The following is a 25,574-nucleotide window of genomic DNA, read 5'->3' as shown; positions in this document are numbered from 1 at the left end:
ATGGACATCATCTCAGCGCTACAGATTGCGTTCGCACAGCTCATCGGCCCGTCGGCGATCTTCTACGCCCTACTGGCCATCGGCCTCAACCTGCACTTCGGCTATGCCGGGCTGCTCAACTTCGGCCAGATCGCCTTCGCCCTCCTCGGCGGATACGGCGTGGGCATCATGGCCGTCAACTACGACCAGCCGCTCTGGCTCGGCGCCATCGTGGGTATCGCCGCAGCCGGCATGCTCGCGGTGGTCCTCGGCATCCCGACACTTCGTCTGCGAGCGGACTATCTGGCGATCGTCACCATCGCCGCGTCGGAGATCCTCCGACTGGTGTTCCGGTCGACGTCGTCGGACGATTTCACCCACTCCACCAACGGGATCTACGGCTACGCGAGCGGTTTTTTCTCGATCAGCCCGTTCGACAACGGCAAGCAGTACTCGTTCTTCGGGGTCAAGTTCCTCGGCGGCGACCTGTGGTCGATGGTGGTGGGCTGGTCCGTCGTCCTGCTCCTGTGCCTCATGGTCTACCTGCTCGTCCACTCCCCCTGGGGTCGCGTGCTGAAGGCGGTGCGCGAGGACGAGGACGCCGCCCGATCGCTCGGCAAGAACGCCTATTCCTTCAAGATGCAGGCACTCATCCTCGGTGGCTGTATCGGCGGCCTCGCAGGCGTGTTCAACGCACTCGCGACGCAGTCGATCAACCCGGACTTCTACTCCACCGCCCAGACCTTCTTCGCCTACGGCGCACTCATTCTCGGCGGTGCGGCGACGGTGTTCGGACCGGTCCTCGGCGCGATGCTGTTCTGGTTCCTGCTGGCCATCCCCGACGCGCTGTTGCGCCAGGCCACGTCCGGCGACAACCCGATGCTGGACCTCTCGGCGCAGCAGGTCGGCGCGATCCGCTACGTGCTGCTGGGTCTGGCGATCATCCTGATGATGGTGTTCCGACCACAGGGACTCCTCGGCAACAAGAGGGAGGTGCAGCTCGATGCCTGATGACGGACGCCATTCGGCACACGACGACGAGCCCTCGACGCCGGTGGGCGACACCGGGATCGTCGTCGACGAGACCGGTCCCGACATCGCCGGTACGCGGGCGACGCGCCGCGATCTGACGACCCTGTCGGCGCCCGAGCGCTCGCGACTGTTCGCGGAGGTGTCACCCGAACCGGGATCGGCAAAGCCTGACCCGATCATCGTGGTGGACAACATCTCCCGCACCTTCGGCGGCATCAAGGCGGTCCAGGTCGACCACCTCGAGGTGCAACGCGGCGCGATCACCGGCCTCATCGGACCCAACGGTGCCGGCAAGACCACGTTCTTCAACCTGATCACCGGTTTCGACAAACCGGATTCGGGTACGTGGTCGCTCAACGGCGAATCCCTCGGCCGGATGGTCCCGCACCAGGTCGCACGCCGCGGCATGGTGCGCACCTTCCAGCTGACCAAGGCGCTGTCGAAGATGTCGGTGCTCGACAACGTCAAGCTCGGTGCCACCGGCCAGCGCGGCGAACACTTCCTCGCCGCCCTCGCCCCGTGGACCTGGCGCAAACAGGAAGCCGAGATCACCGAGCGCGCACACGAACTGCTGCGGCGGTTCAAGCTCGACGCCAAGGCGAACGACTTCGCGGGCTCGCTCTCGGGTGGGCAGCGCAAGTTGCTGGAAATGGCACGCGCGCTGATGACCGATCCCGAGATCGTGATGCTCGACGAGCCGATGGCCGGTGTGAACCCGGCCCTCACGCAGAGCTTGCTCGAACACATCAAGTCGCTGCGCGACGAGGGCGTGACGGTGGTCTTCGTCGAACACGACATGGACGTCATCCGCGACATCAGTGACTGGGTGGTGGTGATGGCCCAGGGCCAGATCATCGCCGAATCCCTGCCGGATCGCCTGGTCGACAACGAGGCCGTCGTCGACGCCTATCTCGGCGGTCACCACGACCAGGCACTGGAGTTCGACGACCAGGGTCAGCCCGTCGGTGCGACCGCGGTGCTCGCCGAGCAGGTCGAGGCAGCCATCGAGGCCACCCTCGAAGAAGGCGGCGACCTCTCCGAGCCGGTCGAGTTGCCGCCCGCCGATTCGGCCGGCGTCGACACGGACAAGAAGGAGACCGAGCGATGAGCCTGGGATCGGACGGCGGGTCGCTGACACCGGCACAGCGCGCGGCCACCCCCGACGAGCACCGCAAGCTCGCGACGAATGCGTTGCTGCGCGCCGACGACATCACCGCCGGCTATCTGCCGGGGATCAACATCCTCGAGGAGTGCAACTTCTTCCTGAACGACGGGGAGATCGTGGGCATCATCGGTCCGAACGGCGCCGGCAAGTCGACGCTGCTCAAGACCCTGTTCGGGCTGATCCCGGTCCGTAAGGGTTCGGTCACCCTGCGCGGCGACGACATCACCTCGGCCAAGGCACACGTCCTCGTCGACAAGGGTGTCGGATACGTCCCGCAGACACAGAATGTGTTCCCCGCGCTGACGATCGAGGAGAACCTCGAGATGGGCGTCTACCTGCGGCCGAAGACGTTCGCCAAGCGGTTCGAGTTCGTCTCCGAGCTGTTCCCGCTCCTGTCGGAGCGTCGGAAGATCAAGGCGGGCGCGCTGTCCGGCGGCGAACGGCAGATGGTCGCGATGGGCCGGGCCCTGATGATGGACCCGGCGGTCTTGCTGCTCGACGAGCCGTCGGCAGGCCTGTCCCCCATGTTCCAGGACGAGGTGTTCATCCGCTGCAAGGCGATCAACGCAACCGGCGTCTCGATCATCATGGTCGAGCAGAACGCCCGCCGCTGCCTCCAGATCTGCGACCGCGGTTACGTTCTCGACCAGGGTCGCAACGCCTACACCGACACCGGCAGCAACCTCGCCAAGGATCCCAAGATCATCGAGCTCTACCTGGGCACGCTGGCGGGCAGCTCGGAGAAGAAGACGTAGGCTTCGCTCACGGGATCCGTTGCCGCTCACGCGGGGACGGTGAGCGGCAACGGATTTCGTGCGCGGACACACAGAGACCCTCGGCTCGTGAGCCGAGGGTCTCTGGTCTTGTGTGACTACTGCGCGGCCACCGACACGTACTTGCGGGTCGGGGTCAGCAGCTTGTTGTCCCCGTCGAACTCGAGGACGCCGTAGGAGCCGACGCTGGGCTCACCGGCGGCGTTGAACGCCAGGTTCCCGGTCTTGCCGACGTAGGCGATCGTCTTGCCGCTCTTCAGCGCATCCAGGCACGCCTGGTACGAGTCGCAGTTCTCGTCGCCGTTGGTGACGCCGATGATGTTGGCGGCGATCGTGCGGCCGTCGGTCGACTTGGCTGCGGTCGCGGCGAGCGCACTCAGCACCGCGGCGTCGTAACTCTCGCCCGAGTAGTTGAAATCGATCAGCTTCGGATCGAGATCCTTGAGCGCGGACTGGAACTCACCGCTGGTCTGGGTGAGCGGAGTCGTGCCCTTCATACCCTTGAGCAGGCCGGAACCGACCGACTCGCCGAGTGCGTTACCCATGTTGCCGTCGACGCCGTAGACGAGCTTGCCGTCGCTCGGTCCGATGCCCACCTCGTGCATACGGGTGAGGATCTTGGCGCTCTCCTCGAACCCGATGAGCGCAACGCCGTCCGGGTTGAAGTTCTTCACCTGGTCGACCTCGGCGTTGAACGACTGGGCATTCGGGTCGTAAATGATCTTCTGGATCTGGTCGGCGGGCACACCGGCGGCCTCGAGGTCGCGAACGGTGTTGTCGGCCAGGCCCGTTCCGTACGGGTCGTTGAGGGCGAGGATGGACACACGCTGAACGCCGTCCTCGGCCATCGTCTGCGAGAGTGCCTGGGCCTGCAGGACATCGGCGGGAGCGGTACGGAAGTACTGTCCCTTGTCCTGGTAGCAGGTGAACTCGTCGGAGGTGTTGGCCGGCGAGAACATGACGGCGCCCGCGTTGGCGATCTTGTCGATGACCTTCAGCGACACCGACGACGACGCCGCACCGATGATCACCTGGGTGCCGGCGCTGAGCTCGCGGTCGACGGTGGCGTTGGCGGTGTCGGTGGTGGTGTCGCCGGAGTCACCGGTGACCAGCTCGACGGGCTTGTCGAGCACACCGCCGGCGGCGTTGATGTCCTTGATGGCCAGGTTGACACCGGCCACCATGGGCGGCCCCAGGAAGGCGAGGGAGCCGGTCTCGGGGAGCAGCGTGCCGATCTTCAGCGGAGCGGTGCTCTCGGGGCCCGGCGTGGCCTTCGGCGGGTTACAGGCCAGCTTCTGCGCGAGGCCCATGCCGGGGGGTGCGGGAGTGGACTCTACGGCCGCGCTGGCCGAGCTCCGGAGCCTTCGTCGGAACCAGAGTCAGAGCTGCTGCAGCCGGCGACGACGAGCGCTGCCGCCGCAGTCATGACCACTGCCCCGCTCGTCAAAGAACGAAAGGACATCAATGCTCTCCTTGCGATTGGAGTTGTCACACGAGAGCGGTGCATCGAGATCGACGCATCCAACCGCGCCTCGCTGGGGAAAAGCTAGCGCGATCTTGTTGCCCCTGCGTAAAGACAGTGAAACTGACTTGCGCGCAGACGCATTGCGTCAAATCGACCTGTCCTTCGTCAGTTCGTCCCGAGGGTCTCCACGACGACCTGGGCCACGGCTTTCATCGTTGTCCGACGGTCCATCGCGGCACGCTGAATCCACTTGAACGCCTCGGGCTCGGAAAGGCCCTGTTTCTGCATGAGCAGACCTTTGGCGCGTTCGACGAGCTTGCGGGTCTCGAGCCGCTCGTTCATCGTCGCGACCTCGCGCTCCAGCAGTTTGAGCTCGTGATAGCGACTGACGGCCACCTCGATGGCCGGCACCAGATCGGCCTTGGTGAACGGTTTGACCAGGTAGGCCATCGCGCCGGCGTCGCGCGCCTTCTCGATGAAGTCCCGCTGGCTGAACGCGGTGAGCATGACGACCGGCGCCAGCCGCTTCTCCGCGATCTCCGTCGCCGCGTCGATGCCGTCGCGGATGGGCATCTTGATGTCCATGATGACCAGGTCGGGTTTCAGGGACTCCGTGAGCTCGACGGCGACCTGACCGTTGGGAGCCTCCCCCACGACGTCATAGCCCTCTTCGCGGAGCATCTCGATCAGATCCATACGGATCAGCGAGTCGTCCTCGGCCACCAGCACACGATGCGTCTTCGTCGTCTCACCAGTTGTCGTGGTCGCACTGTCGGTCACTGTCACCATCCCCTCCTCCACGCCATAGTCGAACAGAAGAGTACCGGTTGCCGGGCCGGTCGGCCGATCATCTAGAGTTGGCTCCTGCACGGGGCAACCCGCGCACTGGCCCCCGTAGCCCAATTGGCAGAGGCAACGGATTCAAAACCCGTCCAGTGTGAGTTCGAGTCTCACCGGGGGCACCGGCGCAGCTCCGGCCGCGCGACCGACGCCCGGCGGCGGTGCGCACGCGCCGGCGCCGACTCGACACTCACCAGGACAACGCCGGCTCGTCGTCGCCGATGATGATCCCGACCTCGCTGTGATGCACTCCTCGGACCCCGAACAACCGGTCGAGAAGCTCATCGGCGCCCACATCGATGTTCGCCGCCCAACGTCGGACCCGGTGCCGTGCGCGCGACGCCGTGACCGTTACCGAGGCCGGTGATCCGGCGAAGTCCACCGTCACCTGGCCGCATTCCCCCGGACCGACCTGAGCCGTGAGCAGCGCGAGCGAATCAACGGAGAAGACCACGATCCCGGCGATCTCGACGACGAACCGGCACCGCGACAGCGTCGATGCGTCCGGATCACCGACGCGGATTCGTGAATCGTCCACACTCAGTCGGGTCAGCAGAGTGTCGGCATGTGCGCCGACGAGCCAGACAGCAGCATCCATCCCTCGCAACGCGCCGGCGGCAGTACGCATCAGCGATGCCGCGGTGTGCCCCGCCGTCGACACGAGCACGACGATGTCCGGGATCGAGTACAGCAGGCCGGCGGTCCGGGCCGCCGGATCGGTGATGAGCGGGGCGAGCGCGAGGGCTTCGGTGTTCTTCTCCGAGATCCGTTCTTGCACCGAACGTTCGGCCCAGTCGGGACCATCGTGCCAGGCGAGGGCGTCGGGTTCGTGGGCGAACAGCGCGCCCATCATGAAGGCCCGGTTCGCGAATTCCCAGTCCTCACCGCCGTAGTGGACGAACGACGGGTCGAAGCCTCCGACGTCGTCGAACAATTGACGGCTGCAGGTCATCACCGCACTGATCAGATACTTGTAACCGTCCCAGCCCGGGTTCAGGAGGTTGGACGTGCGGTCGTACGCATCGACCAGCCATCCGGGTTCGCAGTCGTGCGAGGATTCGAGCGGCCGTTGTTCGGACAACCACCCCACCACCGAGTCCGGGGCGACCCGGCTCAGGTCGGCGTGCTTACGCCGCCCGACCACGAGTGCGTCGGGCGCCGCGGCGGGCAATCTGATCGACTGCCGGATGTAGTCGGGTGTCGGCACCGTGTCCGCGTCGAGGAAACACAGGACCGTACCGCTCGACGCCGCGACACCCAGATTGCGGGCGGCTGCCGCTCGGAAGCCGTTGTCCTCCTGCGTCACCACGGTGATGTCGAGTCGCGATGTCCACGCTCTCACGTCCGGCGAGTGCGTCGAGCCATCGTCGGCGACGACCACTTCGAGACGATCCGGCGGGTGGGTCTGGGCCGTCAACGCCTCGAGGACCAACGCGAGTTGGTGGGGTTGGTTGTAGTACGGGATCACGACACTCACCAGCGGCGTCGTCGAAGCCACGCCGACCAGGTCCCAGCGATTGTCGGCCACCACGGTTCGGCCGTCGCCGAGCCTGATGACGGTCATGCACTCCACCGCCGGAACAGTCGCTCGTGAGCCCGGCCGACGTCGGCGGCGGTGGGCGACGGCGTCACCGCCGGATCGATCCAGGTGCTCGCGGGATTCGCGAACGCGCTCTCGAGAGCGGTCCGCAGAGCAGCATCGTTGTTGGCGTGCATCGTCAGGACGCCCGGGGAACGAGCGGCGAGTTCATCGGTGTAGGCGGTGCTCGGGACCAGCGGTCGGCGCCCGGCGGAGATCCAGGAGTTGATCGACCCGGAGGCCGACATGTGCCGGTGATAGGCGGCCGGAACCGTGACCTCGGCCGACGCCCGGATCAGTTCGTCGTCGGTCAGGAACCCCGTGACCGTGCACCGCCGTCCCATCTCCGCGGCGACCTTGGCCAGTTCATCGGCCAGGTCCTCGTGGCCGGGTGACGGGGTGCGTAGCGCGACGAAACCGATGGACGGATCGAGGCCGGACATTGCCTGCAGTGTCTCCAGGTGCCCCTTCCCGGGGTACAGGTAACCGAGGACGCCAACGGTCAATTCCGCTGATTCCGAGGGCTTGTCGACGCGGACGGTGTTGAACATCAGCGGTATGACCTCGACGCCGATCGTCGCGTCGACGTACTCGGCGAAGAGCGACGCCTCGTGGTGACTCGACACGATCACTCCTGTTGCGGTCCGCGCCACCGCGCGATAGAAATCGGCACGTGCCTGCATCGCCGGTCCGTCCGAGGGCTGGGGCAGGTCATGCAGGGTCACCGAGACCGGCCGGTCCAGTGCCGCGAACAGGGCGAGCACGCTGTCTCGGGCTTGCGGTGGCGTACGTCCGAACAGGCGATCGGTCACGTGCACGTGCACGAGCGCACACTCGTCCAGTCCAGATACGACACCGGCGCCGAGCGTGAGCACGTGCGCCAAACGATGATCCGCACTCTCGGCGCGTACCGCATCGAAGACCGACTGCGCATATCGGACCACACCGTGTGAGCGGGGTCCGACCAGGAGATGTCCGATCGGCCCCGTCACGACAGGCCCAGGATCTCGATGAGGTCGGTGTAACGGTCCAACACTGCTCCGATGAACTCGGGATGGTCTGCGTACCAGTGCATCTGGCGACGGCGAACGTCGTCCTCGGTCAGTGCCACACCGTCGACGTCCCACGACGTCCGCGGGCACGCGTCGATCCCCAGCGCGTCGATCACCCGTCGCTCCAAGGGGGCTCGGATGTTGCCGAGCAGGTCGCGTGAGGGTGGGACCGGCGCCGACGCCCCGAGCGAGTCGAGGATCCGGCCGCCGAGGGCAAGCAGCACTCGATTTCCAGGGTGGTTGATCGTGTGGGCGGCATCGGCCCCGAGGTCGAGCAGGGTGTCGGAGATCCCGACGTCACAGTGCCGCCGCTCGCGGACGGCGAGCTGATCCACACTCCATTGCGCTGCTTCCCGGATGCGTTCGGCGGCGACGTCGACGTCCCATTCGTCGAAGCGGTCGCGACCGGCCACCACGGCGAGGACCGTTCGCAGATCGTGGTACGGAACCGCCGCGGGTACTGCGGACGGCTGCGCTGGGTGTCGGGCGATGACCTGGAACGGAAACAATCCGCCGTAGCGGATGACCGGCCAGACGATGACGGACGCCGATGGCGCCAGGTCGGCCAGGTCCGAGGTTCCGATCTGAAATCCCCGGTACCCGGTACGCACCGGTTGGGAGACGATGATCGCTGCTCTGCTCATGAGGTCCTCGACCCGCGCCATGTCGGCGGACTCGAGTTCGTGGACCGGCGGGACGCGAACGGTACGGAACGGGAGGTCGGGAGAGCTGGACAGGACAATCCGCAAGGCCTCGGCCTGGCAGTTTCCCCAGACGACGAGTATCTTCCGGTCATCGTTCCGCGGAGCCTCGACGACGCCGTAGAACTCGCCGTAGTGCCGGGTCCGACCGTCGACCAGCTCCTCGTCACTCGTCCTCATACGAGCTCCGGAGTACGTCTGACGACGCGATGGGTCCCTGTCATCGAAGTACCGACTCCCCTCCTGATGGGCCCCTGGTCGGTACCCCTGCACCGCTCGTGTATCCGTTTCGCCCGTTGCCGAATCATCGACCAGGTCACACCAGGGGCACGACGACTGCGACGGGCTCGTCGAGAGCCGTCGGCGGTGTCACCCGATCAGTGCCGGGGACGTGACGCCCGGGGTCGCCGGGTGAGCGCGAGAAGTGGCGCTAGCGTCGGAAGAGCTTGTTACCCAGCCATACCAGCGGGTCGTATTTGCGGTCGACGACGCGCTCCTTCATCGGGATGAGGGCGTTGTCCGTGATCTTGATGTGTTCCGGGCAGACGTCGGAGCAGCACTTGGTGATGTTGCAGAACCCGAGACCGTGCTCGTTCTGCGCGGTGTCGCGACGTTCGGCGACGTCGAGCGGGTGCATGTCGAGCTCGGCGATTCGCATCAGGTAGCGGGGGCCGGCGAAGGCTTCTTTGTTCTCCTCGTGGTCGCGGACGACGTGGCAGGTGTTCTGGCACAGGAAGCACTCGATGCACTTGCGGAACTCCTGCGACCGTTGCACGTCGACCTGCTTCATCCGGTACTCCCCCGGCCCAAGCCCGGGCGGCGGCGTGAACGACTGGATCTCGCGGGCCTTCGTGTAGTTGAACGAGACATCGGTGACGAGGTCACGGATGACCGGGAACGTGCGCATCGGGGTCACCGTGATGACCTCGTCCTCGGTGAACGTCGACATCCGGGTCATGCACAACAGCTTGGGACGGCCGTTCACCTCAGCGGAACACGACCCACATTTGCCCGCCTTGCAGTTCCAGCGCACGGCCAGGTCGGGAGCTTGGGTCGCCTGGAGGCGGTGGATGATGTCGAGCACCACCTCGCCGTCGTTGGCCTGCACCGTGTAATCCTCGAGACCACCGCCTTCGATGTCGCCTCGCCACACTCGGAACTTCGCGTCGTAACCCATGTCAGTCCTCCGACTGTCCCTCGGCTCGCTCGCCCCCGGCGCCGGGATGACCAGCGATTTCGGCTGCGGTGTAGTACTTTTCGATCTCTTCGAACTCGAAGAGCTCCAGCAGGTCCGGCCGCATCGGTTCCTGTTCTTCCTCGACGACCTCGACCTCCGGGACCGGTGAGTCGGTGCTCGTTTCTGCCGTGCAGACCAGCAGGGTGTTGCGCCAGGCCGAATCCATCGACGGGTGATCGTCGCGGGTGTGTCCGCCGCGACTCTCGGTGCGCATCAGTGCCGCCTTGGCGACACATTCGCTGACCAGGAGCATGTTCCGGAGATCGATCGCGAGATGCCACCCCGGATTGAACTGCCGATGTCCCTCGACCTGCATGCTGCCGAGCCGGTTCCGGAGGTCGGAGAGCACGCGGAGCGCCTCCTGCATCTCCGCTTCTTTGCGGATGATGCCGACGAGGTCGTTCATCGCCTGCTGCAGGTCCATGTGCAGCGTGTACGGGTTCTCCGGCTTGCCGTCGGCGGGCGGATCGAACGGAGACAGCGCGTATTCGGCCGCCCGGTCGATGTCGTCCTGCGCGATCTCGGGCCGGTTGCCCAGCGACTCGACATACGACGCCGCGCCGAGCCCTGCTCGTCGACCGAACACGAGCAGATCGGACAGCGAGTTGCCGCCCAGTCGGTTCGACCCGTGCATACCGCCGGAACACTCGCCGGCGGCGAACAGTCCAGGCACGCGCGACGCCGCGGTGTCGGGATCGACCTCGATCCCACCCATCACGTAGTGGCAGGTCGGGCCGACCTCCATTGGCTCCTTCGTGATGTCCACGTCGGCAAGCTCTTTGAACTGGTGATGCATCGATGGAAGCCGCCGGATGATCTCCTCCGCCGGCATGCGGGACGCGATGTCGAGATAGACGCCACCGTGCTCGGTGCCGCGACCGGCCTTGACCTCCTCGTTGATCGCGCGGGCGACCTCGTCGCGCGGGAGGAGATCCGGTGTGCGGCGGGCGGAGTCGTTGTCCGCGAGCCACTCGTCGGCTTCCTTCTCCGTCTCCGCGTACTGACCCTTGAACACCGGCGGGATGTAGTCGAACATGAACCGTTTGCCGTCGGTGTTCTTGAGGACGCCGCCGTCACCGCGGACGCCTTCGGTCACGAGGATGCCCTTCACGCTGGGCGGCCACACCATCCCCGTCGGGTGGAACTGGACGAACTCCATGTTGATCAGGCTCGCGCCTGCGCGCAGGGCGAGCGCGTGCCCGTCGCCGGTGTACTCCCAGGAGTTCGACGTCACCTTGAACGACTTGCCGATACCGCCAGTAGCGACCACCACCGCAGGTGCCTCGAACACGATGAACCGGCCGGACTCGCGCCAGTACCCGAACGCACCGGCGATGGCGTCGCCGTCCTTCAGCAGCTCGGTGATGGTGCACTCGGCAAAGACCTTGATGCGGGACTCGTAGTCACCGGTGGCCGCGAAGTCCTCCTGCTGCAGCGAGACGATCTTCTGCTGCATGGTTCGGATGAGTTCCAGTCCGGTCCGGTCTCCGACGTGAGCCAGGCGCGGGTAGGTGTGGCCGCCGAAGTTGCGCTGTGCGATCCGGCCGTCAGCGGTCCGGTCGAACAGCGCCCCATAGGTTTCCAGTTCCCACACCCGGTCGGGCGCTTCCTTGGCATGCAGTTCGGCCATGCGCCAGTTGTTCAGGAACTTCCCGCCACGCATCGTGTCCTGGAAGTGCGTCGCCCAGTTGTCCTTCGCGTTCGCGTTACCCATCGACGCCGCGCAGCCACCTTCGGCCATCACGGTGTGTGCCTTGCCGAACAGCGACTTGCACACGACTGCGACCGAATAGCCCTTCTCACGAGCTTCGATGACCGCTCGCAGGCCGGCACCACCCGCACCGATCACAACGACGTCGTACTGGTAGCGTTCCGGTTCGGTCATCTAGCGCGACTCCCAACGTTGAAAACGGTTGCACAACAGTCGTTGCGACCTCGATCGATCAACCCACGAACCTCAGATCAGAGATGGTGTTGCTGGCCACCAGCATGATGTAGAAGTCGGTGAGCACGAGTGTGCCGAGCGTGATCCAGGCGAACTGCATGTGCCGGGTGTTCAACTTGGAGACCTGGGTCCAGATCCAGTACCGCACCGGATGATTCGAGAAATGCTTGAGCCGGCCGCCGGTCACGTGCCGACACGAATGGCAGGACACCGTATAGACCCAGAGCAGAACCACGTTGACCACGAGGATCACATTGCCCAGCCCCAGACCGAATCCGCCGTCCTTGGCGTGGAACGAGACGATGACGTCGTAACTGTTGATCACCGAGATGACCACGGCCGCATAGAAGAAGTACCGGTGCGAGTTCTGGATGATCAGCGGCAGCCGCGTCTCCCCCGTGTACTTGGTGTGGGGTTCGGCGACGGCGCATGCCGGCGGGGACAACCAGATCGACCGATAGTAGGCCTTGCGGTAGTAGTAGCAGGTCAACCGGAACCCGAGGAGAAACGGCAAAGTGAGGAACGCCAGCGGAATCCACATCGGGAGTTCCGGGAACGGCGTACCGAAATGACTCGATCCGGGCACGCACGACTCGCTCAGACACGGCGAGTAGAACGGCGTGAGGTAGTGATAATCCGCGACGTAGTAGGCACTCCGGACGAACGATCGCACGGTCGCATAGATGACGAACGCCGAGAGACCAATGACCGTCAGCAACGGCGACAGCCACCATCGGTCCGTCCGGAGGGTGCGCGCCGTCAGGCGCGCCCGTCTCGGGGAGAAGACCCCGAGTGATTCCCGCTCAGCCGCGGGCGCGCTCACTTCGTCCGCTCACGCGAGTGGAACCCGAGCCCTTCGTCCTGGGCACCGAGCCACGCCGACTCGTCGGACTTGCTGTCCGGCACGTAGACCCGGTCCTGGCCTGGCTTCCGCTGCGGCTTCACCTTCGGCGGATTCTGCTCGAAGTCGTGCAGATCGATGTCGAGACGGTCGAGATCGTTGACCATCCGGCGGACACTGTCGGCGTCACCGTAGCGAGCCTTCAACGTCACCAGCTGATGGCGCAGCGCCTGGATACTGTGATGGAGTGCATTGATTTCGGCGTTTATCATGGCGATCCCTCCGGCCACTATGTGATGTTCCACACAGTACCGCCAGAGTATGGATCGTCAACGGTTTTCGTCGAACGTGTCGCGGGGCCGCTTTCGTGAGGGACTCCTGCCGCCCACCGGTGGCAGCACATCGCGAGGAAGATACGAACGATGAGCGATGACGAGAACGCTCCGTCGGGCGAGCGTCCGCGCGCCGAACAACGCTGGACAGCCTCGGCATTCGTGCTCCTGTCGATGCTCATACCGTTCCTGCTGCCCTCTCGCTATGCAGCGGGTACCAGCTGGCTCCTGCCCGCCATCGAGGGCGCGGTCCTGCTGGCCTTGGTCATCGTCGACCCGGGCCGCATCGACCGACCGGGACGCCGGGTGCGGGCACTGTCGATAGCGTTGGTCGTCGTGATCGCCGCGGGGGCAGCTTGGGCGGCCGGCCGGTTGGTGTGGGATCTGCTGCACGGCAATCCGGACACGACGGTGGCCAACGAGCTTCTTCTCTCCGGTGCGCTCGTGTGGCTGCAGACCGTTCTGGCCTTCGGGTTCCTGTACTGGGAGCTCGACGGCGGCGGCCCCGTCAACAGGCATCTGCACCCGCGACGGCGTCCGGATCTCGCCTTTCCTCAACAGATCGAACCGACTCTCGCACCAGCAGGGTGGCGACCCGTGTTCTTCGACTACTTGTACCTCGCTCTCACCAACGCGACGGCATTCAGCCCCACCGACGTGATGCCACTCGCCCGGTGGATGAAGCTCGCGATGGCCGCGCAGTCGATCCTGTCGATCGTCGTGCTGAGCCTCGTCGTCGCCAATGCGGTCAATCTGCTCGGGTCGACCTAGGCGGGCTCCCGGATCACCCCGAAGTGGCGGACCGATCCGGAGAGCCCGGGCAGTTCTTTCGCCGAGCTCCACGACGACAGCCCGTCGCTGCTGTCGGAGTAGAAGTACCGACGCTGCTTGTACGCGTCGACATACATGCGCCAGTTGCCGTTCGGGAGTTTGACCAGCGCCATGCCTTCGACGAAGCGACCGAAACTCCGCATCGGGACGAACCGGTAGGGACCGGTCAGCGATGTCGCGACCGCGTGTTCGATGACCTTCTTCCGCTCGTTCTTCGTGAACGCGTGGTACGTGGAGCCCGCCTTCACCACGGTCGTGTCGATGTGGTCCGCACCGAGGCCGAGGATCGGCACCGGCGGACTCCACAGTCGCAGGCCGGGTTCGAGCGCCGTCATGACGTAGGGCACGAACCCTCCGCCCGTCGACATCGACAGGATGATGTTGACGCGACCACCCTCGACGAAGAACTCCGGAGCCCACGCCTTGGTGGTGAAGGGCGACAGAGACGGTCCGTCACTCGAACCGGCCGACCCGAACGACAGCGGCCCGGACGAGGAGCCGAACACTCCCTTGCCATCGCCCGTGCCGGGTAGGAAAGCGCAGCACAGCGGCACCGGATAGTTGTGCATGAACGCCCAGTTCACGCGATCGCGGCTCCGCGCGAACCCGATGGTGTTCTGACCGGTCGTATAGGTGACGTAGTACCAGCCGTCTGCACCGTGAAAGATGCTCGGATCGCGCACCACACCCGACGGCGGTCGGTACGCACCAAACCGGAGCGGCCGAAACCGGCTCGCATCCGCGGACTGGTACACGTCCATGTGACGGGCACTGGTGTTGGAGAACGCCACCATCGTGTATCGCCAGTTCGGGGTCGCCTCGGCGGTACCCGGAGTTGCGACGAGCAGGCCCGTGAACACCAGCATCGCGACACAGACAGCACCGATGCGGCTCGAACGAGCGCGAATTCGCTGAGACAGCAGCATTGGAGCAGTATCCGCGGAATTGACTGTGGCGTGCGCGGATTTCCCTGACACAGCTATCGAGACCCTTGGTACCCCGAGATCCGATCGTCGGACGGAAGCCGCTCTACACCATGACTCCGACAGTTCCCGCATTCCTGAAGAGGATCGATTGCCTCTGCGCAGCAATAGAATTACGTGTATTGTCGAACATATATTCGAACTGCGATCTTCGAGGGGGTGACCGCCATGACCGACAGCGCATCGACCGATATCACCGATGAGTCGCCGCCGACCGCGGTGCCCGCGTTGCTCGACGAACTCGACGCGATCATCGACCAGCTACAGACCACGGGTTTCACCCGCCTCACCGATACCGAGGTCGACGACGCCGGTGTCCGTATCGAACAGGCCATCGCCCGACTCACCTACACCGGTAACCAGCAGATCGTCGAAGCCGACCAGCGCGACCTACCCCGTAAAGCCGGCTACCGCAGCGTCATCGACTACATGAAACACCGGTTGCGCATGGCCTACCCCGGCAAACGCCTCAAACAAACCCGCGCCACCGCCACCTACCCCGACGCCACCACCGGCGCACCCCTCGAACCCGTCCACCCCACCCTCGCCACGGCGTTCGCCGCCGGCCGGGTGGGATCAGCGCATGTGCATGCGGTGATCGATGTGCTCGACCAGATCCCCCACGCCGTCGACCACGACATCAAGGTCGCCGCCGAACGCACCATCGCCGAACAAGCCGTCCACCTCACCCCCGACCAGATCACCGAGGCCGGTGCTCGCCTGCTGGGCTACCTCGACCCCGACGGGACATTGACCGACGACACCGACCGCCAACGACGCCGCAACGTGTACCTCAACCGGCAACGCGCCGACGGCACCGCCAAGATGTCGGGCATTTTGACACCCGAACTACTCGCACGGGTCTCCATGTTCCTGGCCGTGTGGGCCAAACCCGGGATGAACAATCCGAATGATCCGGAATCACCGACAGGGTCCAGCGAGGATGCCGATCCCGACGCTGTGGCGGCCGCCGCTCAACGCAACGACCGCAGCCCCGCCCAACTCAACCACGACGCCTTCAACGCACTCCTGAAGGCCGTGTTCGAGGACGGCATGCTCGGCAAGAGTCACCGCGGACTGCCGATGCAGCTGATCATCAAAGCCGACCTCAACGACCTCGTCCGCGAAGCCGGCTACGCCGTCACCGCCACCGCCACCCAGATCCCCATCCCCGACCTCATCAACCTCGCCGCCGACGCCCAACCCTGGCTGGCGGTGTTCAAAGACGCCACCGCCATCCCCCTCTACTTCGGACGCGGCAAACGCCTCGCCACCCGCGAACAGCGATTGGCGTCCTTCGCCCGGCCTGATGGTGACACCTGCTCCAATCCCGACTGCGGTGTGTCTGCCGCGCACGTGGAAATGCATCACGCCCAACTCGATTGGGGCCTCGGCGGACTCACCGACATCACCGACCTCGCCCCGGCATGCCCGAAACACAACCGCATGGTCGGCGACCAACCCGGCCAATACACCACCCGCATGGTCCGCGAAGGACCCGACGAAGGCCGCTGCGCCTGGCGGCTCAATACCCAACCCGGCGCACCACCCAACCCCGAACGCATCAACCGGCGACCCGACATCCCCCGCCGATTCGCCGAACATCTACAACACGTGCGCGCCGAGATCCACGGACCCCAACCGGCGTCCGGCGATACCCCGCGCCTCCAGATGCGCCAGGTCATCGACCTACGTGACGCCTCCGACGCCGAAGCCACCCTCGCCTCGATACTCCTCGCCGCGGCGTACCCGCGCGGGTGACATGCGTATGACGTTGTGCCCGGAAACCGGGCACAACGTCATACGGATCCGCACGGCGTCACCGTCTACTCGTCGATCGAGGCGGGGTCGACATGGCCCGACATGCGTCGTCTCCCTCGATCAGCCGGCGCCCGGTACTCGACGCCCGGATTCGCGATATCGAGCTCAGCTGGCGAGCTCGACGGCCTCGGGTGTCGACACGGCGGCACGTCGCATTCCCGTGACGAACAGCACCAGACCGACGACGATCCAGGTGACAAGGGTCAGACCGGCGGTGAGACCGCCGGCTCCGCCGAAGTAGGCGGCCGAGCGGACCAGGGTTCCGGCCGCACCCGGCGGCAGGATCTGGCCGACGGTACCCAACCCGGACGGCAGCCATGCAGCCGAACCGGCGATACCGGCCAGCGGGTTGCCGAGGAACATCATGACCATCGCGCCGATGGTGAAACCCTTGGCACCGAACGCATTCTGCAGGCCCGCGAGCGGGATGGCCAGGGCGGCGATCCCGAGCGCGATCGAACCGGCGACGGCCCAGAACGTCGTGGACCACAGTCCTGTCTCGATGCTGCCGAACCCGAAGGTGAGCATGCTTGCGACCACGAAGCCACCGACGGCCGAGAAGGTGACCAGACCGGTCAGGTACCAGCCGCTGCTGCGCGGGAAGATCTTCCGGAACGCGACGACCGGGACGATGCCGCCGAACACGAGCGGGAACGCGAGACCGCCGATGCCGATGCCGGTCGGGTCACCCTCCGGCAGCGGGACGACGTCCTCGACCGTCACCTTCTCCCCCGTCGCTTGCCCGAGCGCCTGCGCGGTACCGGTGAGGTTTCCGCTGATCGACGCCGAGCCCGCGCTGGCTACCAGGGCGTGGACACCGGCCTCGTCGACCACGAATCCGCCGACGACCTCGCGGTTCTCGATCGCGTCCCGCAGCGCGGCCTCTGAGTCGTAGCGCTGGGGCTCGTAGGCGTCGGGAGCCGCGGTGGCCAGGCTCTGCTCGAGTAGGCCGGCCGCGGCCGGGGCACCGACCACGCCGACCCTCAGATCGTGTGCCCCACTCTTGAGCGACGGCAGGATGAACACCATCAGCAGCAGGATGAGGATGGCGCCCAAGCCGGCGGTCAGGCCCGCCAGCATCACCACGGGCGGCGGCATCTTCTTCCCCGAAGCCTCCTTGACCTCGACCGCCGGGGTTCCCATCGTCGCGGGTGTCATCGCGCGTCCTTCCAGTCAAACCGGATTCTTATCCTCCGGTTTATAGTGGATGATATTCCTCCGCTTAGACTGGCCGTGTCAAGTCGGATGTGATGGACGGGTCACCGGGTCGGAAGGACGTGGACACATGCGAGCGGATGCAGCGCGGCGTCGTCAGGCGATCGTCAAGGAGGCCCGTCGACTGTTCGCGGCACAGGGCGGCGGTGTCGCCCTCGAGACCGTTGCCGAGGGTGCGGGGGTGGGTATCGCCACGCTGTACCGGAACTTCGAGTCACGCCATGCGCTCGCAGACGAGGTGGCGCTCGCGATCCTGGACGACATCGGGCGTGCCGCGGACGACGGGCTCGCCGACATCACCACCGCACCCGACGCGGCGTGGATGACGTTCGTGAATCGGCTCGTCGGATTGGATCTCGGCGCCCTGTCGGCAGCGTTGGCCGAGTACGTGACCGCGGCGGTCCGAACCACGCAGGCCCAGACCCTGGCCCGCGTCGAAGAACTGCTCGGCTCGGCCAAGAACGCCGGACTGGTCCGCGACGACCTCGACGCACTCGAGCTGATCGTCGGGATCGGCCTGATCACGCGCCCACAGCCCGACGCCGTCCAGGCGGCGACACCGAACCTCGTGCCGCGCCTGGTGTCCATTCTGTTGGCGGGTATGCGTCCGCAGACCGACGACTGACCCGCCCGGCGCTCACACCGTCCCGCGCGCGGCCCAGGCAGTGGCGGAGACGATGAACCGCCCGTCGCCCAGACGCTTTCGCGCCACCGTCTCGAGCTCACTCCGGGCGGTGGCGTCGAGCGTTTTCACATACTCGCCCGCGGGACCGATGCCGAAAGTGTAGGGCTCCCACCATTCCTCGAAACGCGGATGCACGACGTCGACGGTGAGAGGGTCCTCGACGACGTTCCGCAGTCCGGCCGTGGCGAAGAGCTCCGTGAGATGACCGCGGTGCGCGCCGGAGAGCAGCGCCTCATCCTGTGCCTCGGGGTCGAGGACGTGTACCGCATCCCAGAACGGAGCGAGCGCTCCGGTCGGTCCGTCCCACACACAGGCCGCGACGGTCCCGCCCAGACGGGTCACACGCGCCATCTGCGTGAGTCCACGAACCGGGTCCCTCATGAAGTGGACAACCAGTTGCGCGAGCGCATGGGTGAATTCGCCTGTGTCATAAGCCAATTCCTCGGCCGTACCGCGGCGCACGTCGACGTCCGGGAATCGTTCGCGGACTGCGTCGACGAAGGGTGGGGATGGATCGATCGCGGTGACGGCAGCACCCAGAGTCAGCACGTGAGCGGTGAGCGCGCCGGGTCCACACCCGACATCGAGGACATCCGCGTCAGCACCGACCCCCGCGAAGGTCGTGAAGACCTCGGCGAGCGGATCGGCGTAACGGCCCATGAAGCGTCCGTACGCCTCGGGCGGGACGGCGAAACCCACTTGTCCATGCTACGGCTCATCGGCCATCCGAACCGCATGTCGACCGATCTCGGGCGACCGCGGGGACGAGTCCACAGACCGTTCCTCCGCGCATCTTCCGCACCGACATGGCCCAAGACTGGCGTCATCCGTTCATACCAATGAAATCGGACACGACACATGCGCACTCGCGACGGTGCGACAATCACACCGCTCGAACCCGGCAAAGCGTTCGGACGTCGCACGGCGGCCGAGTGTGGCCACCGCGGCGACGGCGCCGACCTCACGCAGACGAAGTGGAGAGCGACCGATGAAGCGTTTCCGCCTACTCAGCATCACCGCGTTCGCCATCGCCACGCTGACGATCTCACTCGGCACCGCCCACGGAGCGCCCGCCCCCGCGGCGCCGTCGCACCTGACGATCGGATCCGCGGACGGCACCTCCATCACGTCCACCCTGCGCAACGCCACCTTCGTGTCCACCGGCAACGAGCTACGGGTCGTCGACCCGAGCGGACGAATCCTCGAGCGCGTCGCCCTGACCCTTCCCCTCGACAGGGCGGTGGTGCCGCTGCGCACGCAGGTCAGCACCGATCGCACTCAGGCGACCTTCACACCGATCCTCACGCCGGAGGCGCGCGCGGCGATCGCTGCGGGCGTCCGTCCCGCGTCGGCGAAGAGGGATCGCGCTTATCAGCAGATGATCTGGCACATCAACAACGGTTGGAACCACGGCGGGAACGTGGCCACTGCGATCGGCGCGCTCGCCGGCCTGATCATCGGCTGCCTGGTCATCGTCGGTTGCATCTGGGGCGCCGGAGTCGGCGCTGCCATCGGTGCGGCAATCGGCATCAGCAACGGCGATCCCGCCACCGCACAGTCGATCCTGGACTGGATCAACACCCCATGACAGAGGGGTAGCTCCCCTCGATTCCGGACGCGGCCCTTTCCCCCGCCGCCCCGGAGTTCCCCAAAGAAGATCCCTCGCGCCCTCCCCCGACAGAAACGCGCGAGGGATCTTCTTTGCAGAAGGTTACTTTACAAACCGAACCTTTTGTATAGACAACGTACATTGTCTCGGTAGCGTCTGGCGCGGCGGTCACAGCGCCATCCGCGGACCGGCGAGCCGATGGCGGCCGGGCATTGGCTGACCGCCACCGAGCGCGGCAAACTGGTGGACATGATCGAGAACGCGCTGGAGCCGGTCGGCGCGGCAGGATGATGACGCGCAATTACACGCAGGACGGCAAGTCGCCGCTTCGCGACTCGTTGCTCGACGGGCTGCACGACCTGCTGACGGAGCGGGACTGGTCGGCGGTGCGCATGTCGGATGTCGCCGCCGCCACCGGTGTCAGCCGGCAGACCGTGTACAACGAGTTCGGGTCGAGATACGGACTGGCCCAGGGATATGCGGTCCGGTTGGCGAACCGTTTCGCGGGTCATGTCGCCGATTCGCTCGCCGACCACGTCGACGATGTCACCGGCGCGCTGCGAACCGCGTTCACGGAGTATTTCGCCGGCGTGGCCACCGATCCCCTGATCGCGTCGCTGCTGTCCGGCGAGGCCAAACCCGATCTGATGAAGCTCATCACGACCGACGTGGCGCCGATCATCGCCACCGCGAGCGACCGACTGGCGCAGGCATTCCGCGAGTCGACGTGGCTGTCGATGCCGGACCCCGACGTCGAGCGCGTCGCCCGCGCGATCACCCGAATGGCACTGAGCTACGTCGCGATGCCTCCCGAAGGTGACCGCGACGTCGCGGCAGATCTCGCCGAGATCATCTCTCCCGCCATCGAGGCGGCACGCTCCCGACGCTGACCGCGCCTGCCCCCGTAAGGGGCACCGAACGCTCGGCTGTGCTGTGCACGCCGGGCCACACCACACAACCTGTCTATAAAACTAGACATGTTCCGACCGCCTTCATCCAGAAGACAGGCCGGCGCCGACATCTGTTCACCCAACGAACGAACCCTGATGACCGTGCCCGGAGTCGGCGATACCTGATCGATACGACCGGTCCCCGGGCACGCCCGTAGCCCGTCCCCACGGCTGCAGCCCCCTCCCATGGCCGTAGCCCACCCCCACGCCTCGAAAGGCATCATCATGCGCGCCCCCAGCATCAAGACCCTGCTGTCTGTCGCCGTCGCCGGAGCATTGTCCGCCGCCGCACTGTCCGGTTGCTCCTCAGCCGGTGCGGAATCCAGCGGCTGGGCCAAATCCCCCGAAACCCTCGTCTTCGCCGCGGTTCCCGACAAGGCCGGGTCCGACGCGAACTGGAAGCCGCTGCAGGAATACCTCGCGAAGACCACCGGATACGAGGTCGAGTACTACCCCACCAGCGACTACACCGCACTGATCGCCGCACTGACCGCCGGGAAGGCCGACATCGGCACGATGGGCGGTCTGCAGTACGTGATGGCCACCGCCAAGGGGGCCGAGATCGAACCGGTGGCCGCGAGCCTGACCTCTCCGGACGCCGAGGATGCAGGATACTTCTCCGAGGCCATCGTCCCCGCCGATTCGACCATCACCTCGCTCTCCGAGGCCAGGGGCAAATCGGTCTGCTTCATCGACCCCAACTCGACCTCCGGCTTCCTGTTCGGCCTCAAGGCGCTGTCCGCTGCTGGTCTCGATGTGACGTCGACGGGCGTCGACGCCAGCGGCCGACCGAAGTTCGACGACTTCACCCCGATCTTCGCGGGCAGCCATGACAAGTCGGCCCAGGCGGTGGCATCCAAGCAGTGCGACCTGGGGTTCGCCGAGGACACGGTGGCCGCCGAGGCGGTCGAGAAGGGCCAGGTCAAGGTCATCAACCGGGAGTACGTGCCGGGCGGCCCGTTCACCGTCTCGTCGGCGCTTCCCGCCGAGGCGAAGACCAAGGTCACCGATGCGCTACGTGGCGCTTCGGTGGAGAACATCAAGAAGTCCGGGGTGCCCCTGACGGATGGCTTCACCTCCAGCTACTTCGGCGTACTCGCGGTTGATCCGTCGTACTTCGCACCGATCAGCGACCTCTGCCAGAACATCGCGGCCGCGAACTGCGCCTCCTGATCCTGGCTCCCGACCCCCGACTCCACAGAGGACCACAACCATGACCAACACGGCGATCTCACCCAGCGCGGTCACGACTGCCTTCGCACCGCTGATCGAGGTGACCGAGGTCTGCAAGGACTTCGGCACGAACCGGGCCTTGCACAACGTCGATCTCTCTGTCGCACAGGGCGAGATCGTCGTGTTGCTCGGCCTCTCGGGGTCCGGGAAGTCGACCCTGCTGCGGCACCTCGACGGCCTCGAGACCCCCACCGCGGGGAGCATCTCGGTACTCGGCCGCACCCTCACCGGGAGCTCTCCGAAGGAACTTCGCGCATTGCGCGGACGGATCGGCATGATATTCCAGCAGTTCGAACTGGTCGGCCCGCTCACCGTTCTGGAGAATGTGCTCACCGGGGCACTGTCCCGGCTTCGTGGTCCGCGTCTCGGACTGTGGGCGTACCCCAAGTCGCTGCGCGTGACCGCACTGGGCCACCTCGACCGAGTCGGGCTGCTGCACAAGGCTTATGAACGTGCCGACCAGCTCTCCGGCGGCCAGCAGCAGCGGGTCGCCATTGCCCGCGCCCTCATGCAGGATCCCGAGATTCTGCTGGCCGACGAACCGGTCGCGAGCCTCGACCCCGAGTCCAGCGCACAGGTCATGGCGCTCATTCGCGAGATCGCCGCGGACCGCGGCCTGACCGTCGTCTGCAGTCTTCACCAGGTCGAGCTCGCTCTCGACTGGGGCGATCGGGTGGTCGGACTGCGTGCCGGTGAGGTCGTCCTGGACACCCCGACCGCCGAACTCTCCCGCGAGGGCGCGATGGCGATCTACCGGCAGGTCGCCGCCGAAACCGGTGAGCACGATCTGCTGGCCCGGAGCGGAATGTGGTGACCACCCTCGAGGCCGCGCCGTTCCCACCGGAACAGGCGGCGCCGAAACCACCACGCCGACCGGGGCGGACCGCCGGCACCGTCGTCGTTCTCGGCCTGCTCGCGTTCGGAGTCTATTCGCTGACCACACTCGACTTCTCCTGGGCCAACATCGTCTCGAGCCTCGACAACGCCCAGAAGGTGTTCTCGAACATGGACCCGATCAGCTTGCCCCCGTTCGGCGAGCTGATGTATCTGATCGGTCTCACCCTCGGCATCGTCATCCTCGGCACCGTTGTGGCAGCTGCCATCTCGGTTCCGGTGGCCTGGGTGTCCGCATCGAACACCACCCCGTCCGCCACCTTGCGCTGGGTCGGCCGGGCGATCGGCGTCATCACCCGTTCGCTTCCCGATGTCGTGCTCGCCCTCGCGTTCTCGCTCGCATTCGTCCTCGGGAGCCCCCTGCCCGGCATCATCGCGATAGGCATCCATTCGATCGGCATGATCTCCAAGCTGTTCGCCGACGCCATCGAACAGATCGACGACGGCCCTCGTCTGGCCATCCGGGCCGCGGGTGGCAGTCGCGCACAGGAGTTCTGGTCCGGCGTGGTCCCCCAGGTGCTGCCGTCCTGGATCGCCACCGTCCTGCACCGCTTCGACATCAACCTGCGCGGCTCGGCGATCCTCGGCTACGCGGGTGTAGGCGGCCTCGGATACGCGATGAAGGTGGCGTTCGAGCAGTTCCCGCAGGGATACGGTCGCGGAATCGGTATCGCCGGAGTCATCTTCGTCCTGTGCTTGGTGGTGGAGATCATCTCGTCGACCATCCGCCGGAACCTGCTCGGCGTCGAGCCGCGCGGGCGTTGGTTTGGAGATCGCGCAGTTCGGTTCGTCACTCGTGGCCGTCCGCGCGGCGGACGGACCGGCAACCAGCAGCCCATCGCCGTCACCGTGGACTCGATGACCCGACAGCCGTGGACCGCCCGCCGCATCCGCAACACGGCGTGGGCCGTCGGAGCCGTTGCCCTCGTGATCTCCAGCTACTGGCTGGCCGACGTCGACTTCGCCGACGTCAACTGGTCGTACATGTGGCCGTCGATCCAGAGCTTCTGGCCGCCGAGCACCGGGCCGTACACGATGGGCGACTTCTTCGAGGCACTACTCGTGACGGTTCAGGTCGCCTTCGCCGCCGCACTGCTCTCGTTGGCCGTCTCGCTGGTGATCGGTTCGCTCGCCGCACGCAACGTGGTGCCCAATCCGCCTGTCCGCAACTCGTTCCGCGTGCTCCTCGTGGTGTTTCGCGGTATCCCCGAACTCGTCCTCGCGATCCTCCTGATCATGATCACCGGGCTCGGCAACCAGGCCGGCGTGATCGCTCTCGCCGTCGGCGGGATCGGGCTTCTCGGCAAGCTCATCGCCGACTCGTTCGAGGAGGTCCCGCCCGGACCGGAACGCGCCCTGACGGCCACCGGCGCCGCACGCGGACAGCGTTACCTGGCGGCCACGTGGCCACAGGCGTTGCCGTCGCTGATCGGCAACACGATGTACCTCGTCGACTCGAACATCCGAGCCGCGACCATCCTCGGCATCGTCGGCGGCAGCGGCATCGGTTTCTACCTGATGAATGCGTCGACGTTGTCGACCATGCACGGGCAGGTGACCACCCTGGTGGTGATGATGGTCGTCACCGTCCTCACTGTCGAGGGCGTGGCCGCCTGGCTACGACGAGTGTTCCGGTGATCGGGCAGATCTCGGGACGCCCGACTCACCGCCCGGGATCGACGTCGAGCTCCACCCGATCGGCCGGGAACCGGGTGACGGCCAGTTGCAGAGGGGTGCCATCCGGTAGGACGTCGAAGCCCTCGACCGCCAGAACCACTGCACCCTCGAGTAATTCGAGATCGGTGAGCTCACTCGCGGTTGCATGACGGGCCGCGATCATCGTCGAGCCACGGACGTAGTCGTCGATCCCCTGCTCGCGCAGTGCCCGGGTGAGGGATTGTTCGACCACGAAACCCTCGGCCAGTCCCGGAACCCGTTCGGCATCGAACCAATTGGTACTCAACGAGATCGGCCGACCATCCACGCCGCGCACGATCTCCATGCGCAGCGCGTGGCGGTCCCCGAGATGCAACCGCTTCGCCACCGACTCGGGGGCGGGCACGATCTCGGACCCGAGCAGGCGTGCGGTCGCACTCTTGGCACGCTCACCGAGGCTGTCACTGAGCCTGGTGCGCACACCGATGCGGTGCACGAGCACCTCGTGGTCGGCGACGAAGGTTCCGCTGCCTCGCCGCGCGACGACCAGGTCGTCCGCCGCCAGCGCCGCGACAGCCTGACGCACGGTGTTGCGATTGACGCCGAATCGTCGGGCGAGTTGCGACTCCGACGGGAGACGAGTGCCCGGCGCCAGACCACCGTCGACGATCTCGCCGCGAAGTTCATCTGCGATGAAACGCCACGTCGAGAACCCACTGGGAGACCTGCTGTGCATGACCATGATGATGCCGAATG

Annotated in this window: 23 protein-coding genes, 1 tRNA gene and 1 pseudogene; 12 read left to right on the top strand and 13 right to left on the bottom strand. The window is 66.0% G+C overall.

From position 1 onward, the window contains the following. From BJF87_RS25030 to BJF87_RS25020, 3 genes are read left to right on the top strand one after another with little or no spacing between them, the layout of a single operon-like run. Positions 1-990: a branched-chain amino acid ABC transporter permease gene (locus BJF87_RS25030; RefSeq protein WP_005201095.1), complete on the top strand. Its 990-nt coding sequence runs from the start codon at positions 1-3 to the stop codon at positions 988-990. Next, positions 983-2,119: an ABC transporter ATP-binding protein gene (locus tag BJF87_RS25025; protein ID WP_075864081.1), complete on the top strand. Its 1,137-nt coding sequence runs from the start codon at positions 983-985 to the stop codon at positions 2,117-2,119. Before BJF87_RS25030 ends, BJF87_RS25025 begins: the two co-directional genes overlap by 8 nt. After that, entirely contained in the window at positions 2,116-2,931 is an 816-nt protein-coding gene (locus tag BJF87_RS25020) for an ABC transporter ATP-binding protein (protein WP_006359997.1), read from the top strand. Before BJF87_RS25025 ends, BJF87_RS25020 begins: the two co-directional genes overlap by 4 nt. A gap of 116 nt (positions 2,932-3,047) precedes the next feature. Here BJF87_RS25020 and BJF87_RS25015 read toward each other — a convergent pair. Together BJF87_RS25015 and BJF87_RS25010 are read right to left on the bottom strand one after the other, a co-directional pair. Next, positions 3,048-4,411 (bottom strand): annotated as a pseudogene (locus tag BJF87_RS25015) (ABC transporter substrate-binding protein). 168 nt (positions 4,412-4,579) lie between these two features. Continuing rightward, entirely contained in the window at positions 4,580-5,203 is a 624-nt protein-coding gene (locus BJF87_RS25010) for an ANTAR domain-containing response regulator (RefSeq protein WP_006360000.1), read from the bottom strand. 99 nt (positions 5,204-5,302) lie between these two features. On the opposite strand from BJF87_RS25010, the gene BJF87_RS25005 reads away from it, so the two are divergent. Then, positions 5,303-5,376 (top strand) — tRNA-Leu (locus BJF87_RS25005). Between the two features lie 68 nt (positions 5,377-5,444). Here the strand turns inward: BJF87_RS25005 and BJF87_RS25000 are convergent. From BJF87_RS25000 to BJF87_RS24970, 7 genes are all read right to left on the bottom strand, one after another. Further along, complete coding sequence (locus BJF87_RS25000) at positions 5,445-6,818, bottom strand: glycosyltransferase (protein WP_006360001.1); 1,374 nt, start codon at positions 6,816-6,818, stop codon at positions 5,445-5,447. After that, the gene (locus tag BJF87_RS24995) at positions 6,815-7,825 is read right to left on the bottom strand and encodes a hypothetical protein (protein ID WP_006360002.1); all 1,011 of its coding nucleotides are present in this window, start codon (positions 7,823-7,825) and stop codon (positions 6,815-6,817) included. Before BJF87_RS24995 ends, BJF87_RS25000 begins: the two co-directional genes overlap by 4 nt. After that, a complete protein-coding gene (locus tag BJF87_RS24990; protein ID WP_042376117.1) occupies positions 7,822-8,766 on the bottom strand; it encodes a WcbI family polysaccharide biosynthesis putative acetyltransferase in 945 nt (314 codons plus the stop codon). Before BJF87_RS24990 ends, BJF87_RS24995 begins: the two co-directional genes overlap by 4 nt. Before the next feature lie 250 nt (positions 8,767-9,016). Further along, complete coding sequence (locus BJF87_RS24985) at positions 9,017-9,763, bottom strand: succinate dehydrogenase/fumarate reductase iron-sulfur subunit (protein WP_006360005.1); 747 nt, start codon at positions 9,761-9,763, stop codon at positions 9,017-9,019. Position 9,764: 1 nt separating this feature from the next. Then, on the bottom strand, positions 9,765-11,708 hold the full coding sequence (locus BJF87_RS24980; protein WP_006360006.1) for a fumarate reductase/succinate dehydrogenase flavoprotein subunit: 1,944 nt from the start codon (positions 11,706-11,708) through the stop codon (positions 9,765-9,767). A gap of 58 nt (positions 11,709-11,766) precedes the next feature. Then, on the bottom strand, positions 11,767-12,591 hold the full coding sequence (locus tag BJF87_RS24975; RefSeq protein ID WP_042376122.1) for a hypothetical protein: 825 nt from the start codon (positions 12,589-12,591) through the stop codon (positions 11,767-11,769). Then, positions 12,588-12,881, bottom strand: coding sequence for a hypothetical protein (locus BJF87_RS24970; RefSeq protein WP_035755408.1), 294 nt, complete (start codon positions 12,879-12,881; stop codon positions 12,588-12,590). Before BJF87_RS24970 ends, BJF87_RS24975 begins: the two co-directional genes overlap by 4 nt. A gap of 150 nt (positions 12,882-13,031) precedes the next feature. Between BJF87_RS24970 and BJF87_RS24965 the strand changes: the two genes are divergently transcribed. After that, positions 13,032-13,712, top strand: coding sequence for a DUF1345 domain-containing protein (locus BJF87_RS24965; RefSeq protein ID WP_035755371.1), 681 nt, complete (start codon positions 13,032-13,034; stop codon positions 13,710-13,712). Here BJF87_RS24965 and BJF87_RS24960 read toward each other — a convergent pair. Beyond that, a complete protein-coding gene (locus BJF87_RS24960; RefSeq protein ID WP_035755369.1) occupies positions 13,709-14,698 on the bottom strand; it encodes an arabinofuranosidase in 990 nt (329 codons plus the stop codon). The two genes, BJF87_RS24965 and BJF87_RS24960, sit on opposite strands and share 4 nt — an antisense overlap. 225 nt (positions 14,699-14,923) lie before the next feature. Here BJF87_RS24960 and BJF87_RS24955 point away from each other — a divergent pair, with 225 nt between their 5' ends. Then, complete coding sequence (locus BJF87_RS24955) at positions 14,924-16,516, top strand: DUF222 domain-containing protein (protein ID WP_035755407.1); 1,593 nt, start codon at positions 14,924-14,926, stop codon at positions 16,514-16,516. A gap of 165 nt (positions 16,517-16,681) precedes the next feature. Here BJF87_RS24955 and BJF87_RS24950 read toward each other — a convergent pair whose 3' ends face one another. Continuing rightward, on the bottom strand, positions 16,682-17,734 hold the full coding sequence (locus BJF87_RS24950; RefSeq protein WP_075864080.1) for a hypothetical protein: 1,053 nt from the start codon (positions 17,732-17,734) through the stop codon (positions 16,682-16,684). A gap of 127 nt (positions 17,735-17,861) precedes the next feature. On the opposite strand from BJF87_RS24950, the gene BJF87_RS24945 reads away from it, so the two are divergent. Further along, the gene (locus BJF87_RS24945; protein WP_042376125.1) at positions 17,862-18,416 is read left to right on the top strand and encodes a TetR/AcrR family transcriptional regulator; all 555 of its coding nucleotides are present in this window, start codon (positions 17,862-17,864) and stop codon (positions 18,414-18,416) included. A 12-nt stretch (positions 18,417-18,428) separates the two neighbouring features. On the opposite strand, the gene BJF87_RS24940 is transcribed toward BJF87_RS24945, so the two are convergent. Continuing rightward, positions 18,429-19,175, bottom strand: coding sequence for a class I SAM-dependent methyltransferase (locus BJF87_RS24940; protein WP_075864079.1), 747 nt, complete (start codon positions 19,173-19,175; stop codon positions 18,429-18,431). Between the two features lie 289 nt (positions 19,176-19,464). On the opposite strand from BJF87_RS24940, the gene BJF87_RS24935 reads away from it, so the two are divergent. From BJF87_RS24935 to BJF87_RS24915, 5 genes are all read left to right on the top strand, one after another. Continuing rightward, a complete protein-coding gene (locus tag BJF87_RS24935) occupies positions 19,465-20,064 on the top strand; it encodes a hypothetical protein (protein WP_042376129.1) in 600 nt (199 codons plus the stop codon). A gap of 308 nt (positions 20,065-20,372) precedes the next feature. Then, positions 20,373-20,975, top strand: a complete 603-nt coding sequence (locus tag BJF87_RS24930) for a TetR family transcriptional regulator (protein WP_075864078.1) — start codon at positions 20,373-20,375, stop codon at positions 20,973-20,975. A 285-nt stretch (positions 20,976-21,260) separates the two neighbouring features. Then, on the top strand, positions 21,261-22,208 hold the full coding sequence (locus BJF87_RS24925) for a phosphate/phosphite/phosphonate ABC transporter substrate-binding protein (RefSeq protein ID WP_035755355.1): 948 nt from the start codon (positions 21,261-21,263) through the stop codon (positions 22,206-22,208). Between the two features lie 40 nt (positions 22,209-22,248). After that, positions 22,249-23,082: a phosphonate ABC transporter ATP-binding protein gene (gene phnC, locus BJF87_RS24920; protein WP_042376135.1), complete on the top strand. Its 834-nt coding sequence runs from the start codon at positions 22,249-22,251 to the stop codon at positions 23,080-23,082. After that, positions 23,076-24,800, top strand: a complete 1,725-nt coding sequence (locus BJF87_RS24915) for an ABC transporter permease (RefSeq protein ID WP_042376137.1) — start codon at positions 23,076-23,078, stop codon at positions 24,798-24,800. Before phnC ends, BJF87_RS24915 begins: the two co-directional genes overlap by 7 nt. A 25-nt stretch (positions 24,801-24,825) precedes the next feature. Here the strand turns inward: BJF87_RS24915 and phnF are convergent, their stop codons facing one another. Continuing rightward, on the bottom strand, positions 24,826-25,554 hold the full coding sequence (phnF, locus tag BJF87_RS24910) for a phosphonate metabolism transcriptional regulator PhnF (protein ID WP_231498862.1): 729 nt from the start codon (positions 25,552-25,554) through the stop codon (positions 24,826-24,828). Positions 25,555-25,574 lie beyond the last annotated feature (20 nt).

The organism is Gordonia sp. CNJ-863 (assembly GCF_001942325.1).
Lineage (GTDB): Bacteria > Actinomycetota > Actinomycetes > Mycobacteriales > Mycobacteriaceae > Gordonia > Gordonia alkanivorans.
The sequence above is the reverse complement of the archived record's forward strand: the minus strand, read 5'-3'. Positions and strand labels throughout refer to the sequence as shown.

Excerpts from the sequence above, each read along its gene's own strand:
- BJF87_RS24945 (WP_042376125.1), top strand. The coding sequence starts at position 17,862 with ATGCGAGCGGATGCAGCGCGGCGTCGTCAGGCGATCGTCAAGGAGGCC.
- BJF87_RS24935 (WP_042376129.1), top strand. The coding sequence starts at position 19,465 with ATGAAGCGTTTCCGCCTACTCAGCATCACCGCGTTCGCCATCGCCACG.
- phnF (WP_231498862.1), bottom strand. The coding sequence starts at position 25,554 with ATGCACAGCAGGTCTCCCAGTGGGTTCTCGACGTGGCGTTTCATCGCA.
- BJF87_RS25025 (WP_075864081.1), top strand. The coding sequence starts at position 983 with ATGCCTGATGACGGACGCCATTCGGCACACGACGACGAGCCCTCGACG.
- BJF87_RS24985 (WP_006360005.1), bottom strand. The coding sequence starts at position 9,763 with ATGGGTTACGACGCGAAGTTCCGAGTGTGGCGAGGCGACATCGAAGGC.
- BJF87_RS25020 (WP_006359997.1), top strand. The coding sequence starts at position 2,116 with ATGAGCCTGGGATCGGACGGCGGGTCGCTGACACCGGCACAGCGCGCG.
- BJF87_RS24965 (WP_035755371.1), top strand. The coding sequence starts at position 13,032 with ATGAGCGATGACGAGAACGCTCCGTCGGGCGAGCGTCCGCGCGCCGAA.
- BJF87_RS24950 (WP_075864080.1), bottom strand. The coding sequence starts at position 17,734 with ATGACACCCGCGACGATGGGAACCCCGGCGGTCGAGGTCAAGGAGGCT.
- BJF87_RS25010 (WP_006360000.1), bottom strand. The coding sequence starts at position 5,203 with ATGGTGACAGTGACCGACAGTGCGACCACGACAACTGGTGAGACGACG.
- BJF87_RS24955 (WP_035755407.1), top strand. The coding sequence starts at position 14,924 with ATGACCGACAGCGCATCGACCGATATCACCGATGAGTCGCCGCCGACC.
- BJF87_RS25030 (WP_005201095.1), top strand. The coding sequence starts at position 1 with ATGGACATCATCTCAGCGCTACAGATTGCGTTCGCACAGCTCATCGGC.
- BJF87_RS24970 (WP_035755408.1), bottom strand. The coding sequence starts at position 12,881 with ATGATAAACGCCGAAATCAATGCACTCCATCACAGTATCCAGGCGCTG.
- BJF87_RS24925 (WP_035755355.1), top strand. The coding sequence starts at position 21,261 with ATGCGCGCCCCCAGCATCAAGACCCTGCTGTCTGTCGCCGTCGCCGGA.
- BJF87_RS25000 (WP_006360001.1), bottom strand. The coding sequence starts at position 6,818 with ATGACCGTCATCAGGCTCGGCGACGGCCGAACCGTGGTGGCCGACAAT.
- BJF87_RS24930 (WP_075864078.1), top strand. The coding sequence starts at position 20,373 with ATGATGACGCGCAATTACACGCAGGACGGCAAGTCGCCGCTTCGCGAC.
- BJF87_RS24960 (WP_035755369.1), bottom strand. The coding sequence starts at position 14,698 with ATGCTGCTGTCTCAGCGAATTCGCGCTCGTTCGAGCCGCATCGGTGCT.
- BJF87_RS24980 (WP_006360006.1), bottom strand. The coding sequence starts at position 11,708 with ATGACCGAACCGGAACGCTACCAGTACGACGTCGTTGTGATCGGTGCG.
- BJF87_RS24990 (WP_042376117.1), bottom strand. The coding sequence starts at position 8,766 with ATGAGGACGAGTGACGAGGAGCTGGTCGACGGTCGGACCCGGCACTAC.
- phnC (WP_042376135.1), top strand. The coding sequence starts at position 22,249 with ATGACCAACACGGCGATCTCACCCAGCGCGGTCACGACTGCCTTCGCA.